This window comes from Rhodococcus wratislaviensis (genome assembly GCF_900455735.1).
In the GTDB taxonomy this organism is placed as follows: Bacteria; Actinomycetota; Actinomycetes; order Mycobacteriales; family Mycobacteriaceae; genus Rhodococcus_F; species Rhodococcus_F wratislaviensis.
Window position 1 is genome coordinate 333,495 of sequence record NZ_UAUI01000001.1, and the last position, 15,515, is coordinate 349,009.

At 66.6% G+C, this 15,515-nt stretch carries 17 protein-coding genes; 14 read left to right on the forward strand and 3 right to left on the reverse strand.

Annotated features, from left to right (window positions below):
• The first annotated feature begins 205 nt into the window (after positions 1-205).
• Positions 206-1,114: a hypothetical protein gene (locus DTA22_RS01540; protein WP_112298840.1), complete on the forward strand. Its 909-nt coding sequence runs from the start codon at positions 206-208 to the stop codon at positions 1,112-1,114.
• Positions 1,115-1,233: 119 nt separating this feature from the next.
• Positions 1,234-1,497, forward strand: coding sequence for a hypothetical protein (locus DTA22_RS01545; protein ID WP_245973245.1), 264 nt, complete (start codon positions 1,234-1,236; stop codon positions 1,495-1,497).
• Between the two features lie 38 nt (positions 1,498-1,535).
• On the opposite strand, the gene DTA22_RS01550 is transcribed toward DTA22_RS01545, so the two are convergent.
• Positions 1,536-2,450 (reverse strand): exodeoxyribonuclease III, encoded by a 915-nt coding sequence (locus DTA22_RS01550; protein WP_112298302.1) that lies wholly within the window; start codon positions 2,448-2,450, stop codon positions 1,536-1,538.
• Positions 2,451-2,605: 155 nt separating this feature from the next.
• Between DTA22_RS01550 and DTA22_RS01555 the strand changes: the two genes are divergently transcribed.
• The 6 genes from DTA22_RS01555 to DTA22_RS01580 all read left to right on the forward strand — a co-directional run bounded on the left by DTA22_RS01555 (position 2,606) and on the right by DTA22_RS01580 (position 8,219).
• Entirely contained in the window at positions 2,606-4,180 is a 1,575-nt protein-coding gene (locus tag DTA22_RS01555) for an LVIVD repeat-containing protein (protein ID WP_112298303.1), read from the forward strand.
• Positions 4,170-4,823: a DUF305 domain-containing protein gene (locus DTA22_RS01560; protein WP_112298304.1), complete on the forward strand. Its 654-nt coding sequence runs from the start codon at positions 4,170-4,172 to the stop codon at positions 4,821-4,823. Before DTA22_RS01555 ends, DTA22_RS01560 begins: the two co-directional genes overlap by 11 nt.
• A gap of 309 nt (positions 4,824-5,132) precedes the next feature.
• Positions 5,133-5,891, forward strand: coding sequence for an SDR family oxidoreductase (locus DTA22_RS01565; protein WP_112298305.1), 759 nt, complete (start codon positions 5,133-5,135; stop codon positions 5,889-5,891).
• A gap of 75 nt (positions 5,892-5,966) precedes the next feature.
• Entirely contained in the window at positions 5,967-6,599 is a 633-nt protein-coding gene (locus DTA22_RS01570; protein ID WP_037239451.1) for a VOC family protein, read from the forward strand.
• A 557-nt stretch (positions 6,600-7,156) separates the two neighbouring features.
• The gene (locus DTA22_RS01575; RefSeq protein ID WP_245973244.1) at positions 7,157-7,567 is read left to right on the forward strand and encodes an AMIN-like domain-containing (lipo)protein; all 411 of its coding nucleotides are present in this window, start codon (positions 7,157-7,159) and stop codon (positions 7,565-7,567) included.
• Between the two features lie 151 nt (positions 7,568-7,718).
• The gene (locus tag DTA22_RS01580; RefSeq protein WP_112298306.1) at positions 7,719-8,219 is read left to right on the forward strand and encodes a helicase associated domain-containing protein; all 501 of its coding nucleotides are present in this window, start codon (positions 7,719-7,721) and stop codon (positions 8,217-8,219) included.
• A 54-nt stretch (positions 8,220-8,273) separates the two neighbouring features.
• On the opposite strand, the gene DTA22_RS01585 is transcribed toward DTA22_RS01580, so the two are convergent.
• On the reverse strand, positions 8,274-8,912 hold the full coding sequence (locus DTA22_RS01585; RefSeq protein ID WP_112298307.1) for a carboxymuconolactone decarboxylase family protein: 639 nt from the start codon (positions 8,910-8,912) through the stop codon (positions 8,274-8,276).
• A 28-nt stretch (positions 8,913-8,940) separates the two neighbouring features.
• On the reverse strand, positions 8,941-9,507 hold the full coding sequence (locus DTA22_RS01590; protein ID WP_112298308.1) for a VOC family protein: 567 nt from the start codon (positions 9,505-9,507) through the stop codon (positions 8,941-8,943).
• A gap of 86 nt (positions 9,508-9,593) precedes the next feature.
• On the opposite strand from DTA22_RS01590, the gene DTA22_RS01595 reads away from it, so the two are divergent.
• The 6 genes from DTA22_RS01595 to DTA22_RS01620 all read left to right on the forward strand — a co-directional run bounded on the left by DTA22_RS01595 (position 9,594) and on the right by DTA22_RS01620 (position 15,476).
• A complete protein-coding gene (locus DTA22_RS01595; RefSeq protein ID WP_112298309.1) occupies positions 9,594-10,229 on the forward strand; it encodes a TetR/AcrR family transcriptional regulator in 636 nt (211 codons plus the stop codon).
• Between the two features lie 44 nt (positions 10,230-10,273).
• Positions 10,274-11,539, forward strand: coding sequence for a CaiB/BaiF CoA transferase family protein (locus DTA22_RS01600; RefSeq protein ID WP_112298310.1), 1,266 nt, complete (start codon positions 10,274-10,276; stop codon positions 11,537-11,539).
• On the forward strand, positions 11,536-12,459 hold the full coding sequence (locus tag DTA22_RS01605; RefSeq protein ID WP_112298311.1) for a hydroxymethylglutaryl-CoA lyase: 924 nt from the start codon (positions 11,536-11,538) through the stop codon (positions 12,457-12,459). Before DTA22_RS01600 ends, DTA22_RS01605 begins: the two co-directional genes overlap by 4 nt.
• Before the next feature lie 74 nt (positions 12,460-12,533).
• Entirely contained in the window at positions 12,534-12,926 is a 393-nt protein-coding gene (locus DTA22_RS01610) for a nuclear transport factor 2 family protein (RefSeq protein ID WP_235214351.1), read from the forward strand.
• A gap of 1 nt (position 12,927) precedes the next feature.
• Positions 12,928-14,112: an acyl-CoA dehydrogenase family protein gene (locus tag DTA22_RS01615; RefSeq protein ID WP_112298312.1), complete on the forward strand. Its 1,185-nt coding sequence runs from the start codon at positions 12,928-12,930 to the stop codon at positions 14,110-14,112.
• On the forward strand, positions 14,109-15,476 hold the full coding sequence (locus DTA22_RS01620; protein ID WP_112298842.1) for a phosphotransferase family protein: 1,368 nt from the start codon (positions 14,109-14,111) through the stop codon (positions 15,474-15,476). The genes DTA22_RS01615 and DTA22_RS01620 overlap by 4 nt, the downstream gene beginning before the upstream one ends.
• Positions 15,477-15,515 lie beyond the last annotated feature (39 nt).

Genomic DNA, 15,515 nt, shown 5'->3' on the forward strand with positions numbered 1-15,515 from the left:
AGATCGATCCTCGTGGGAATCCGGATCCGGCACCATCACCACAGGGTGGGGTAATGCGACACCTGGGTGGACCTTCTCGACACCTCCGGTCACGTGTCGCCGGCAGTGTTCGGGACGGATCGATCGATGCCACGCGGCACACCGGTATTCGTGGGAACATCTCATCCGATCGGTCCAGCAGACTGACGAGAGAGGGATGTGGTGCATGACCAGGATTCGGCCCGCGGTGGCACTGGCATCGATTGCCGGTGCCTCATTGCTGCTTCTTGCGGCCTGCACCCAGGACGCATCGTCGACCGGTGGCACCGAATCGGCTGCGCCGAGCACCTCCGGCGAGGCACCGGCAGCGGAGGCACCTGTCAACGGTGTCGATGCGAAGGAGTACGCCGCCGGCGATCCGGAAACCGATTCCTACGGCTTCGTCACACCGTCAGGGAAATGGCTGTGCGCGATCATTCCCACGAAGAAGTTGGCCGGATGTGCCTCTCATCCCACCGCGGGGCCATTGGGAGTTCCGGGAACTCCGCAGATCGCGTCGCCCGACGGCGGCCCGCCGGCGGAGGCGAACGTCATCGCGGTCGAGGCGGGGAAGGAGCCGAGCTTCCAGAACTGGAACCAGGCACCCTTTCCCGGCAACGCCCACGTCCTCCCCTACGACACCACGCTGGCGATCGACGGATTCAGTTGCAATGTGCAGTTCTCCGGCGTCTCGTGTAGGGAGGATGCAACGGACAAGGGGTTCACCATCTCCACCAGCGGCTACAAGTTCGAGTACACCCCGATACCTGTGAGCCTCCCCAGTGCGATCCCGCCGCCGATCGCGCCCACTCCAGCGCCGCTCCCCCAGCAGGCACGCGGATCGAATCAGTGTGGCCCCATTGTCTATCCGGAGACCGGCAAGCCTGCGACCGTGGTCATCGTGAAGGGAACACTCCGTTGCGACGAGGCGCACACCATGCTCACGAAGTATTTCACCGCGCCTGACAAGAGTGAACCGGTGTACAGCTTCGACGGCTGGGAATGCCGCCTCGCGGGAGACCCGGGATCCGCGGAGATCGGCTACACGATCAACTGCACCGACGGCAACGGGAACACCGTAGTCGCACAGCCGTAGACCGATCACCCGCGATTTCAGGGCAGTACCCGCGAGACTCGACGCTCGATGTCTACGCTGGCGTTATGCAACCACCGAATGACCGGGCCGGCACTTGGGAAGGTTCCTGGCTCGCGGCGATGACGGTGATCAAGAGCGCTCAGCGGGTTTTCACGCCTGAGAATCGACCTCCCTCCGAGCTCATTCCCCTCGTCGAACCCCTGAGCCGGTTGGGTGATGCGCTGCGGGCTACACCGCCCGACCCCGAAGAGTCCCGCCGTCGCGCAGCCGACCTGGTGGCCGATCGAGACCTGATCGAGTGGGCATGTCGGCCGGACCAGCCCAGCGAGATCCGGGAGTTCGGGGCGACCTTGGCCTTCTTGTCGATGAAACTGACCACCTGAGTTCCAGGTTGCCGACGCCGCACAAGGGACCGGACCGCTCAGAAGTCGTAGTCCACGACGACCGGAGCATGATCGCTCATCCGCCGGTCGGCTGCCGGATCCCGATCGGTGCCGGCCGTGACCGCGGCCCGAGCCAGTTGCGGCGTCGCGAGGTGGTAGTCGATGCGCCAGCCGATGTCGTTCACGAATGACTGCCCCAGCCACGACCACCACGAGTACGGACCGTCGGCGTCCGGATGGTGTCGCCGGACGACGTCGACGAGGGTGCGCGGCGACAGGATGGAGTCGAACCACTCGCGTTCCTCAGGCAGAAAACCCTCGGCCTGATTGCTACGCCGCCAGTTCCGTACATCGGAACGGGCGTGCGCAATGTTGAGGTCACCCATCAGCAGAAGCTCCCTGCCCCGTGCGCGCGCCGTGCGCCGCGAGCGGGTCAACTGTCGCGCGAACGCGGAGAGGAAGCGCATCTTGCGGTCGTACCGGGCTCCGCCGTCGGGCGCCTCCCGCATCCGCCCGGGCTTCTGGAGGTGGGCCGGAAGACCGCCTTTCGGCAGGTACATCGACGCCACGGTGATCGGCGCCTCGGCGAGGTCGACCTCGACGTACCGACCCTGGTTCGCGAACTCTCCCAGACCCCGAGCCAGTGGCTCCGGGCCCAGTTCGGCGCTCTCGGTGTGCATTTCACCCGGTGCACGCATCAGTGCCGTGCCACTCCACGTCCGGACTGCGACGGGCGCACGCCGAGTCAGGACCGCGACACCGTTGCGGCCCGCGACATCCCCCTCGTCGTACGTGAGGTGATAGTCGCCGAACACCCCCGACGGGATGGCCGCGGCACGCGCCCGCACCTCCTGAAGCGCGACCACATCGGGGCCGCGGTCGCCAAGCCAGTCCTCGAAGCCGCGCCGCTGCGCCGCGCGGATCCCGTTGACGTTGAAGGTCGCGATTCGCACGAGTCACAGTGTAGGGATCCGTCCGACGCGTCGTATCTCGCCACCGTCCACGCGCCGTCTGCCGGTTCTGCGGAGTTGACCGATTTGTGTGTGAACTCGAGTACGGGTTGCTAGCCTTCCGGTGATTGAGGCCACATTGCCGGGGGGAGTTCTCGATGCTGATCGCGCGGACAGGCCCAGGAAGTGCCCGGCGAGGTGTAGCGACCGCGGCCCTGGCGGTATCGGTCGTCCTCGGCGTCGCGACGAGCCCCGCGCCTGCCATCGCGTCAGCCGAGACGTTCTTCTTCGACGACGTCGGTTCGACGGCCGTTCCGCGGGCGAACTGCGGTCCCGGTTCGCTGCCGGAAACGGGTTTGCAGGGCGACGTTCCGGCCGAGGACCGAAACAACGGCCGAAGCACTCAGGGGTATCGATGCAACATGTCGCTGGTCGGAGGCCTACAGGATCGCGGTGGCGGCCTGCTGTCGGTGACCTACGACCACTGCTCCTACACCAGCACGTTCTTCCCCGGGAACCTGCTCAACCCCACCACGCCGGGCGTACAGGTGCTCGACGTGTCGAACCCCGCGCAGCCGGTGTTGTCCACGACGCTGAACGAGCCCGCGATGCTGGGCGGAACCTGGGAAAGCCTGAAGGTCAACAAGGCACGCAAGTTGCTCGCGGCCACGGCGGTGCCGATCGCTGCCGGCACCGGTTACTTCTCCGTCTACGACATTTCCGACTGCGCCCACCCCCGGTTGCTCAACCGTGGTGCCGGTACCGACGCCACGATGCCACTGCCGTTCATCTCCCATGAGGGCGGCTTCTCCCCGGACGGCAACACCTACTGGGTGTCCGGCCCCGCACCGGGATTCCTCACCGCCATCGACATCAGAAACCCGGCCTCGCCGCGGATCATCTGGCAGGGATTACACGGACTCGGCGGGCACGGATTCGGCATCACCCCCGACGGGAACCGGATGTACCTGTCGAATCTCGGTGGGATCACCGTCCTCGACATCAGTGCGGTGCAACGCGGCGACCCGTATCCCACGGTGCCGCAGGTCGCCACCTACCTGTGGACCGACGGCTTCTTCAACCAGCACAGCATCCCGGTCACATATGGGGACAAGCCCTACATCTTCACAGTCGACGAAACCGGCGGTGGTGGAATCAAAGTGTTCGACGTCGCCGACCCGGCGCACGCCGAGATCGTGCAGAAGATCAAGCTCGAGATCCAGCTTCCGGCCAATACCGCCGCCAACCTTCGGTCGTCGCAAGGCGGCTCGGTGTTCTCCTACGATCCGCACTACTGCGTGGTCGACCGCCCAGCCGACCCGACCGCGCTCGCGTGCTCCTGGGAATCGTCCGGGATCCGCGTGTTCGATGTTCGCGATCTGAGCCGCATCAGCGAGATCGCCTACTACAACCCGCCGGCACAGACCGGCAAGAACGTTCAGCTCACCAACTCACCGCACGCACTGTCCTCGCTGATCGGTGTCTCACTCTTCAATTTCGTTCCGCTCGCCCGCGCCGTCTTCGAGGGCAAGACGGACCCTCGGGTCGCGTTCGGACCGCGCGCCGGAATGGTCGCGTTCGGCGACCTGTCCGCGGACTGGTGCTTCTCGCCTCCGGAGTTCCACGGCAACCAGATCTTGAGCTCGTGCAGCGACAACGGCTTCATGGCGTTGCAGCTCGACGACGCCGTTTATCAACCACCGGCGAATCAGGCTTCGACCTATGGGCAGTGACGCCATGTCCTCATCGTTCCGCCGTCCCCTCGTCCTTCTGCTGTGCGCCATCGTGCTCGGTGCTGCCGGGGTCGCCGCCGGAATGTTGCTGCAGTCGGAGCGCGACACGAACCCCGGCGGGGTCCAGTTGTCATCAGCGGACATCGGCTTCGCACAGGACATGTCGGTGCACCATGAGCAGGCCGTGCTGATCGCCCAGACGCTGCCGCAGGACGTCGATCCGCAGGTCCGGGTCATCGCCGACCAGATCGTCGTCACACAGACCTCCGAGATCGCGACGATGCGCGGCTGGCTCAACCTCTTCGACGAGCCGTTCACCACCCCGCACCCGATGCAGTGGATGCACGGATCGGATCACGCCATGAGCGACCCGGGCGGCGCACCCATGCCGGGAGCAGCGAGTACCAACGAGATCACCCAGCTCGCCCGCCTGCGCGGAGCAGATGCCGAGACACTGTTTCTACAGCTCATGATTCGGCACCACCAAGGGGGCGTCGACATGGCCGAGGCCGCCACCCACGCGGTTGCATCCGAACCGATCCGCCGCATCGCACGCGGGATGATCCGCGACCAGAGCAATGAAATCGCGGTGATGACAGCCATACTCGACACTCGAAACGCGAGACCGCTCCCCCACCCGTGAGGAGTTGAGGCTCTCGACCGGCACACCTCGAAAGACCACCCACGATCGTGTGCCGACGGTAGTCGCCCCCTCGGGTGCGTCCGCCCTTGCCCGGCCGCGGCGACTGTAGAAGCATTTCCGTAGGTGGACGCCGTCCGGCGACTACATGTCACGCCACTGCCGGGATCGAAACGGTGCAACCCGCGACGGCGTCCCCTGGGTCGCGGGTTGGTCCTGCCGACGGCTGCGGCGGGCCCGAGGAGGAAGCGTGGGAGCTCTGCTCGCACGCATCCCGGCCATCGGCAGCCGACGCTACCGATCGGAGAAACTATGACCACCGAAACCACTCCAGTCTCCATCCAGCGCGAGCCGGAACTGGCCGGACAAACCGTGGTCGTGATCGGCGGCAGCGCAGGCATCGGCCTCGAAACAGCTCGCCGCGCCCGCGCCGAGGGCGCCGAGGTCGTCCTCACCGGCCGCAACCCCGACCGGCTCGAGCAAGCAGCGACAGAAGTCGGCGCGCAACGCACCGCGGCCTTCGACGCCAACGACACGGCCTCCTTGGCGAGGTTCTTCCAGGAGCTGCCGACACCGATCGACCACGTGCTGGTCACGGCCGGGGGCCCGCGCTACGCGCCGCTGCTCGAGATGGACTCCGACGAGGTGCGCGAGCAACTCAGCGGACATGTGGTGCTGGGGCTCGAGGTCGCGCGCAACGCGGCGAGCAAGATGAGGCCCGGAGGCACGCTGCTACTCATGGGCGGAACCGGTGGCCGGCGCATCGGTCACGGACTGGGGATCGCCTCCGCCGCCACTGCGGCACTTCCCCCGTTCACGGCGGCCCTCGCGCTCGAGCTCGCGCCGGTGCGCGTCAACCTCATCGCCGCCGGCTTCGTCGACACCCCGCTGTCGGCTTCGCTGCTCGGAGATCGACTGGACGAGCGCCGGAACGAATTGCGGGCAACGCTTCCGATCGGCCGGGTCGTCGGCCCCACCGACGTCGCCGCACTGGCCGTCCACATCATGAGCAACACCGCGCTCACCGGTGCGACGTACGACATCGACGGTGGTCAGCAGTTCGTCTCCTGATGTCCAGACATCGAAACGTGGGTGGGTCGAAGTACCACCCCGATCAATCCCCAACTCGACCAGAGAGGCAACCAAATGAGCACGAATGAAGTTCACACCAACGAAGCGACCGACACGAATGTCGTGTCAGTCGACATGAAGCTGGAGGTCGTCGTCATCCCTGTCACGGATGTCGACCGCGCTACCGAGTTCTACACCCGGCTCGGTTGGAGACAAGACGTCACACCGCCGGGATCCGGCGTCGTCCAGTTCACCCCGCCCGGCGCCGACGCCTCGATCCATTTCGGCGCCGACCTCACAACGGCCGCACCCGGTTCCGCCAAGGGATACCTCATCGTCTCCGACATCGAGGCTGCCCGTGACCAGCTGGTTGCCGCCGGCATCGAGGTGACCCTGTTCCACCTCGGCACGGACGGCCCAGGCGACGGGCTGGACCCGGACCGTCGCAGCTACTTCTCGCTGGCGTCGTTCAGCGACCCCGACGGCAACGCCTGGGTGCTGCAGGAGATCACCACCCGGCTTCCCGGGCGCATCGACACCGCCGTCACCTCGTTCGGCTCTGCACGCGACCTCGCAACCGCGCTCCGGCGCGCGGCGGCCGCCCACGGCGGGCACGAAGAGCGCACCGGTGAGGAAGACCCGAACTGGCCCGACTGGTACGCCGAGTACATGGCCGCCGAACAGTCCGGGGCCGACCTGCCCACGTGAGGAGTTGTGAACGCCACGGCCATCTGCCGTGTCCACCGCGAGGCAGGCCATCTCCGACTCGCCCGAGCGGATCGAGCCATCCGCACGCGACCGTCACGAACTCCGTTGCTGCACAGTACTTTCGAGAACCCTCGCGCCGGGGATCCGCCGGATGTCGGGACGTTCGGTGAGGGACCTCGCGGCGGCACGACGACCGGAGCAGATCGCGCCGTCCATTCGAGGTGAGTCACAACTCGTCGACGCACGGCGATATCCAGACCATGAGAGGCGACACGCGCACACTGATTCCGTTCGTGGCAATGGTGACATGCATCGCCCTTGCTGCGGGCTGCCAGTCGACCAGCGAACACACCGGATCCGTCGACGGGACGACGATCCCGTGGGCCACGGTCCCCGCCGCACAGTCCGGTGGAGGTGCCGCGCCCCACCCACCGGATCCTCCCCCACCGACGGACCCGAACGTGGGTCCCGGTTCCCCCGATCCTCCCACACCGACAACACCGACAACACCGGGCCCGACGATATCCGGCATCCCAATCTTCCCGCACACAGCGCTGGTGACTCCACCCGTCCCCGGAGTTACGGCCAGTGGCGTGCACGTCGAGCGGCACGACGGGTTCGATCGCATCGTCTACGACTTCGGCGGCACATACGCGCCTGGCTGGCGCGCCGAATACGTCGCCGAGGCAACGCAACGCGGTCGAGAGACCGCGACACGAATCAACGGTCGATCGATACTGCAGATCTACTTCTTCGACACGGACTCCTCGGCCGAGAGTGGGATCGCCGCGTACAACGGACCGAACCCCTTGTCGGACCCCGCGGCGTACAGCGTCGTCGAGGTACACCTCACACCGAATTACGAGAGAGGCACCCAGTCGTTCGTCGGCCTCCGTACCGACTACCCGCAGTTCCAGGTCACGACTCTCACAGAACCGACGAGAATCGCCGTCGACATCCACGACTAGCACCGCATTCGGGCACTCGTCGCCCCGGCAGAGATTGCATTCCCGGGGCGACACGAGCCGACTTTCGTGACAGATCGTCAAACTCGTTGACATACTTGAAGTGATGACTATCCGGATAACGCTCGACGGCTTTCACAAGGATGCGATCTCGATGCGAGATAACAGGCCCGCAACCTCCGCACTGCAGCTCTACCGCACCTTTCAGCACCAGCACCCCCGAACTCCGGTCCCGGCCGACTACGTCACCGAATGCGGTTTCCGACTGGGACGTTGGCAGGACCGCCAGCGGATTGCCCGCATGCTCGGCACACTGCCGCCCCAGCGCATCGAGCAACTCGACGCGATCGGATTTCTGTGGAGTGATGACGACGACCCACTTCCGGCCGTGTCACGTACCGACGCCAAGCGGCGACGGATGCTCACCGCCATCGCCGCCTACCGCGAAGAACACGGCAACGCACTTGTTCCCGCGAACTATGTCACCGCAGACGGTGAACAGGTGGGCCAATGGCTCTACCGGGCGGTGAAGAAGTGGAGGGCCGACGCCTTGCCGGACAAGGAGCGTCGCACACTATCCGTGCTCGGCGTCTCCCCCGGTCCACGACCACGAGGCCCCCGAACATCAGCACACCTTGTCGGACACGTGAGGTAAGGCGGACAGCACGCAGGCCGAATAGTGTTGCTGTACAGATGTTCGAGTATCAGGTCATTCCCCGGACAGGTCGGCCGAAAGATCCCGAACCTCGACACCTGCAGGAATCTCGACCTCGGCGACCAACTCGGGCCGGTCGTCGAATTCGAGACGAAGAGCGCGGCACATGGTCGCGTGCATGTCGTAGAGGCTGGTGATGTAGGTCAGTTCCAGAATCTCGGGATCCGTCAGGTGGGTCTTCAGGACCGCGAATACCTCGTCCGGTACCCGGCCGCCGTCGTACACGAGGCCGTCGGTGTAGGCAAGCACGGCCCGCTCGAGTGCGGAGAAGCAGTCGCTGATCTGCCAGTGCGGAACGGCCGCGATCTTCCCCTCGGGCATCCCGAGGGAACGCATCTGCTTGCAGTGCTGAGAGAAGACGAATTGGCTTCCGCGCGCGTACCCGGCCCGGCCCTGCCCCAGTTCGCGCAGCAGCGGGTCCAGGGAGGCATTGCGGTAGAGCGAGAACCCGCGTACGGCGTGCCGGAACACATCCGGCGACTGGGCGAATACGGTCCACCAGTCGCCGGGAGTGCCGTGGACGGTGCCGTGATCGACGGCGGGATCTTTGTCAGGCCCGAACAGTCGATCGTAGAAGAAGAGGATCTTCTCGTCGGCGACTTCGGCGCGGGGCACTTCACGTAAGCGGGGCACTGCGGCTCCTTTCGGACGGCGGGCAGGGTCAGGATGCGGTGGGTACGCGCCGGTCGGCGGCGGTCCTCGGTTCGTGCGAGACATCGGCTTCGGTGAAGGTGCGGGTCCAGCAGGCGAATTCGAGCAGGACGCCATCCGGGTCCTGGAAATAGAACGAGCGCACGAAGGTGCCCGGGTGCACGTGCCGGGACACGCCGGAGGGACTGTCGTCGTGGTTGAGTATCCGGCTGACCTTGATTCCTTCGGCCTGCATCCGGCTGTAGTACTCGTCGAACTGTTCCGGGGGCACCGCGAACGCGACGTGATTCATCGATCCCACCGCACTGGCGAGTTCGCCCTCGTCGGGCAGTCCTTTGGGGGCGGCGAGACCGGGCGCGGCCTCGGGGGAATCGGCTAGCCAGAAGAAGGCAATGGTGTTGCCGTTGCCGCAGTCGAAGAAGAAGTGCTGACCCAGGTCCCCCGGCAGCTCGATGGTCTTGATCAGGGGCATGCCCAACACGCCCGAGTAGAAATCGATGGTGCGTTGCATGTCCGAGCACACCAGCGCGAGGTGGTTGATACCACGAAGTTCGTACTTGGAGTTCGAAGTGCTCATAGCGGTCCTTCCGATGTGGTGAAGTCGTCGCGAGAAGGGTTAAAAAATGACTTGACAGTCATGTCATCTATTGGGAGAGTTTGTCTGTGAGCAAGTCATCTGTCAATACCCCGTCCACGCCGGCGACGGCCGACACCCTGACCGCGCGTGGTCGCAAGACGCGTGACGCACTCCTCGACGCCGCGCAGAAGGTGTTCGAGACGGTCGGATTCCTCGACACCAGGGTCGAACACATCGCCCAGGAGGCGAAGGTCTCCTACGGCACCTTCTACCGCTATTTCGAGTCGAAGGACGACGTGTTCCGGGAGCTGAGCACGCGACTGTTCGAGGACATGCACCGCCGGGAGCCGACCGATACGGATTTGTCTCCGGCGGAGAAGCTGATCGCCTCCAACCGCTCGTACTATCAGGCCTATCGCCGAAACGCCCGACTGATGGCGATCGTCGAACAGGTCGCGACGTTCAACGCCGAGTTCCGCGAACTCCGACACGAGCACCGTCGTCAGTTGATCGACCGGACCTCCCGCGCCATCGCACGCTGGCAGCAGGACGGCCTGGTGACGGCCACCCTCGACCCGGTACTGGCCGCCCGCGCCATGGCCGCCATGGTCGACCACACCCTGTACCTGTGGTTGATCCAGGGCGACGAGGCCGACGAGGCGGCTCTGCTCGACACCCTCGACCAGATGTGCCTCGGCGCACTCGGGCTGAACCGGGATTGAGCACCGAATTTTTCATCCCTTCTCATCCCCCAAAGGCAAGCACCATGACAACGCATGCGCCGCCCTCGACCGCCACTGATGAGATCCCCCCGGGCGCACTCGACGGCCTGCGGGTACTCGAACTGGGCACCTTGATCGCCGGCCCCTACTGCGGACGACTGCTCGGAGACATGGGGGCCGACATCATCAAGATCGAGGCCCCGGATCGTCCTGACCCACTGCGGGATTGGGGGCAGGCAGAGGGTGGACACCAGTACTTCTGGTCCGTGCACGCCCGCAACAAGCGATGCGTCAATCTCGACCTGCGAACCGAAGCAGGACGGCAGATCTTCCTCGACCTCGTCGCCACCGCCGACGTCGTCGTCGAGAGCTTCCGGCCCGGAACCCTCGAACGCTGGGGCGTCGGCTACGACGTCCTGCGGGAGATCAACCGGAGGCTGGTCTTGGCACGGGTCTCCGGATACGGCCAGACCGGGCCGTACGCCGGCCGTCCCGGATACGCCTCGGTCGCCGAAGGCATCAGCGGATTGCGCCACCTCAACGGGTTTCCCGGACAGGCGCCGCCGCGGCTCGCCCTCTCCCTCGGAGACAGCCTCGCCGGGATGTTCGCCTTCCAGGGTGTCCTCGCGGCACTGATCGCGCGCGAGCGCACCGGACGGGGACAGATCGTCGACGCCGCGCTCACCGAGGCAGCCCTGGCAATCCAGGAATCCACCGTTCCGGACTACCACAAGACCGGGCACGTCCGGCAGCCCTCCGGCACCCGACTCGATCGCGTCGCACCGTCCAATCTGTACCGGACGCAGGACGGACTGTGGGTGATCATCGCGGCCAACCAGGACACCCTGTTCGCGCGCCTCGCTGCCGCGATGGGTCGTCCGGAGCTGGCCACCGACATCCGCTACGCCACCCACACGGCGCGCGGTGATCACCAGGACGAACTCGACGCGCTCATCGCGGAGTGGGCGGCCGGCTTCCCGGCCACTGACCTGATCGAACTGTTGACCAAGTTCGAGGTGGTCACCGGACCGGTCAACACCGTTGCCGAGGTACTGGCCGACCCGCAGTTCAACGCACGCGAGATTTTCGTCGACCATGTCGACCCGTCCGTCGGGCCCGGAGACGAAGGATTCGACCCGGAACCGGTGAAGGGAGTCGGGGTCATCCCGAAACTCAGCGAGACCGCGGGCGGGGTCCGCTGGGGCGGGCCAAGCAGACCGGGAACCCACACCGACGAGGTCCTCACCGAGCTCCTCGGTTACGACGCCGAACGGCTCGCCGCGCTGCGCGATCAGGGCACGATCTCATGACCGAGACCCCACCGAGGGTCGACATCCGCGAGGTCGGACCCCGCGATGGACTGCAGATCGAGAACCCCATTCCCACCGAGGCCAAGCTGAAGCTGATCGACGCACTCGCGGCCACCGGCGTCGGTCGCATCGAGGTCACGTCCTTCGTCTCCCCCCGAGCCGTCCCGGCATTGGCCGACGCCGAGGCCGTCGCCGCCCACCTCCGCCGCTGGCCGCAGGTGACGTTCTCGGCGCTGGTGGCCGGTCTCGGCGGGGTGAAGCGGGCACTCACGGCCGGCATGTCCCGCCTCGAGTACGTCGTGTCCGCCTCCGACGGGCACAACCGAGCCAACGTCGGCCGCAGCAGCGAGGAGTCGATCGCGCTGATCGCCCCCGTCGCCGAACTGGTCCACCAGGCCGGCGGCCATCTCGAAGTGATCATCGCCATCGCCTTCGATTGTCCGTTCGACGGCCCGACCCCACCGGATCGGGTGGCCGAAATCGCTCGCCGTGCAATTCTTTCGGGCGCGGACGCCCTGTCGGTCGCCGACACCATCGGTACCGCGACACCGGTGCGCACCACCGACGTGCTCACCCGGGTACGCGCCGCCGCCCCCGACATCGATCTCGGCCTGCACCTGCACAACACCCGCGGTCAGGGCCTCGCCAATGCATGGGCGGCGTCCACCGTGGGCATCCGCCAATTCGACGCCTCCGTCGGTGGCCTCGGTGGTTGCCCTTTCGCGCCCGGCGCCAGCGGCAACATCGCCACCGAGGAACTGGTCTACATGTTCGAAGATGGTGGCATCACCACCGGCATCGACATCGACAAGGAACTCGTCGCCGCTCGACTGGCTGAGCGCCTGCTCCACAAATCCCTCGCCAGCGGACTGCTCCAGGCCGGAGGCCTACCGGTACCGGCCGGCACCGCCTGCAATTGACCACCTCGCTGCCGCCACCGGGACGGACGACCCGCTTCGCCGCCCACAGCGGTAGCACCGCACGGAAGTGACGAATGATCATGAACGACTTGGCCGATCGCTTCTTCGCCGCCGTCAGTGACGGCGACGAGACGACGCTGACCGAACTTTATGCACCTGACGCACGGATCTGGCACAACGACGACGGGCGCGAGCAGACGGTCACCGAGAACCTGCGCGTGCTGCGCTGGCTCTCACGCACCCTCGACGACCTGCGCTATGAGGACATCCGCCGGCACGAGTTGCCGGACGGCTTCGCTCAGCAGCACGTACTGCGCGCCACGTTGCCCGGGCACGGGCTGCTGGAGGTGCCGGCGAGCCTGTTCGTCCGCGTCGTCGGCGGCCGGATCACCCGCATCGACGAATACGTCGACTCCGCCGCCACCCAGCCTCTGCGCACGCTGGCCGCCCACCCACGGGAGCACTGACATGACCGACACCCGTTCCGACGTTCCCCTCGCCGAACTGTGCGCGCGGATGCGCTCGTTCATCGACGAGGCCGTCATCCCCGCCGAACCCGTCCTGGTGAACGAGGACGGGGCCGCGCACGAGGCACTCGCCGAATTGCGCGAGCGAGCCAAGGGACTCGGCCTGTGGGCGCTCGGCCACCCCGCCGAACTCGGGGGCGGTGGCGTCCCCTTCCTCGACTTCGTCTACCTCAACGAGATCATCGGACGGTCGGAATTCGGCCAGATGGCCGTCGGCTCGGTCTCCATGCAGGACACGCTGATGCTGCACAAACACGGCACCCCCGAGCAGAAGCAGAGATGGATACCCCCGATGGTCGCCGGCGACCTGCTCCCCTCGGTCGGTCTGACCGAGCCGGAAGTGGCTGGCTCGGATCCCACTCTGGTCGCCACGCGTGCCGAGCTCGACGACGACACCTGGGTGATCAACGGGCACAAGTGGTTCACCACCGGAGTCCAGGACGCGGGCTACTGTTCGGTCTTCGCCCGGACCGAACCCGACACCACCCCGCGGCACGAGCGCATCAGTGCGATCATCGTGCCGACCGACACCCCCGGGTTCGAGATCGTCCGCTCGATCCCCACGATGGGGCACAATCCGAGTGATCACTACGAGGTCCTGCTCACCGACGTCCGTGTTCCGGCCTCCGCCCTCCTCGGCGAGCGCGGCAAGGGTTTCGCGGTGGCCCAGGACCGGCTCGGCCCTGGGCGGATCTTCCATTGCATGCGCTGGCTCGGGCAGGCGCAGCGGGCATACGAGCTGATGTGTGACCGCGCGAACACCCGCTTCACCCACGGTTCCCTGCTCGCCGAAAAGGGCGAAGTGCACCGCTACATCGCTGAATCCGCCGCCCAGATCCACGCCGCCCGGCTCATGACGCTCGATGCCGCCCGAGCGATGGACGCCGGAGAGGATGCCCGGGTACGCATCGGGTTGGTGAAGTTCTGGGGTGCCCGCATGCTGCACGACGTCGTCGACCGTGCCATCCAGATCCACGGAGCCCTCGGTCTGACCGCCGATACCCCGCTCGAACGGATGTACCGGCAGGCGCGGTACGCACGAATCTACGACGGACCCGACGAAGTTCACCGCATGTCCACCGCCCGTCGGTTGCTGCGCGATCCGGAGGCCGCCCCGTGGCGATGACTCACGCCCCCGTCACCCTCGAAGACGGCGTCCGCGCCGTTCTGACTGCCGCCTACGGAACAGGGACGACCGTCGGGGAACCCCGGCAACTCACCGGCGGTGCCAGCCGGCAGGTGTGGGCCGTCGACGCCGAGAGCCCGGACGGGCGTCCTCTTCCGGTGGTGCTGCGCCGCGACCCTCCCGGGCACGGCGACGTCGCCCGGATGCGTACGGAGGTGGCGTGCCTGCGGGCCACCGCCTCCGCCGGGGTCCCGGTGCCCGCGGTCCTCGCTTCCGGCGACACCGCGCCCGGCATCGACGCTCCGTACCTGCTCATGGACAAGGTCGAGGGAGAAGCACTCCCCCGGCGGCTGCAGCGGGATCCGGCGTTCGAGGCGGTGCGCCGCCACCTCGCCGTGGACATGGGTTACGTGCTCGGCCGGATCCACCGCACTCCCCTGGACACTCTCGACATGCTCGACGCCACCGACCCGGTGGACGCGATCGAGGCCGTCTACCGCGACCTGAACGATCCCCGTCCGGCGGTCGAGGCGGGCCTGCGGTGGTTGCGCGACCACCGCCCGACCGATCGCCCGCATGCATTGGTACACGGCGACTTCCGGATCGGAAACCTTCTCGTCGACGGAACCGGCATCCGCGGGGTGCTCGACTGGGAACTCGCCCACCTCGGTAATCCCGTCGAGGACCTCGGCTGGCTGTGTGTGCGGGCCTGGCGGTTCGGTGCGCCCGCGCCGGTCGCCGGCATCGGCACCCGCGAACAGCTCCTCGACGGCTACGAGAAGGCCACCGGGACACGCCCCTCGGTGTCCGAACTGCACTGGTGGGAAGCCTTCGGAACGCTGAGATGGTTGGTACTGAGCAGGTTTCAGGCCGAACGTCACTTCGGTGGGGCGGAGCCGTCCCTGGAGTTGGCGGCAATCGGACGGCGGGTCTGCGAATCCGAGTACGACTTGCTCGATGTGCTGGGTTTGCTCGACGACTCCGTGCCTACTCCACCGCCCACCCCGCCCGGACCCACCGTGCACGGGCGGCCCAGCGTCACCGAGATCGTCGATCTGGTCACCGACACGCTGGCGACCGACATCGGCCCCACCCTCGAGGGCACGCACGAACGGCAGCGGTATCTCCTGCGGATCTGCGTCAACCTGCTGCGCACCGCGGGACGCGAACTCGACGCCGGGAACGGCATCGATTCCGTTCTCGGTGACGCCCTCGGTGCACTCGGGTGCGCCTCCGAGGCCGAGCTCGCCGCCCGGCTGCGCGAGGGAGCGGTGGACTGTTCGAACGACGAAGTGCGCCGCGCGATCTCGATTGCGGTGCTGGCCCGTCTGCGTGTGGCCGCTCCCCGGCACCTGAACCGATAGAACGCGAACAACAGGCAGTGCCCGGCGGATCCGTCCGCC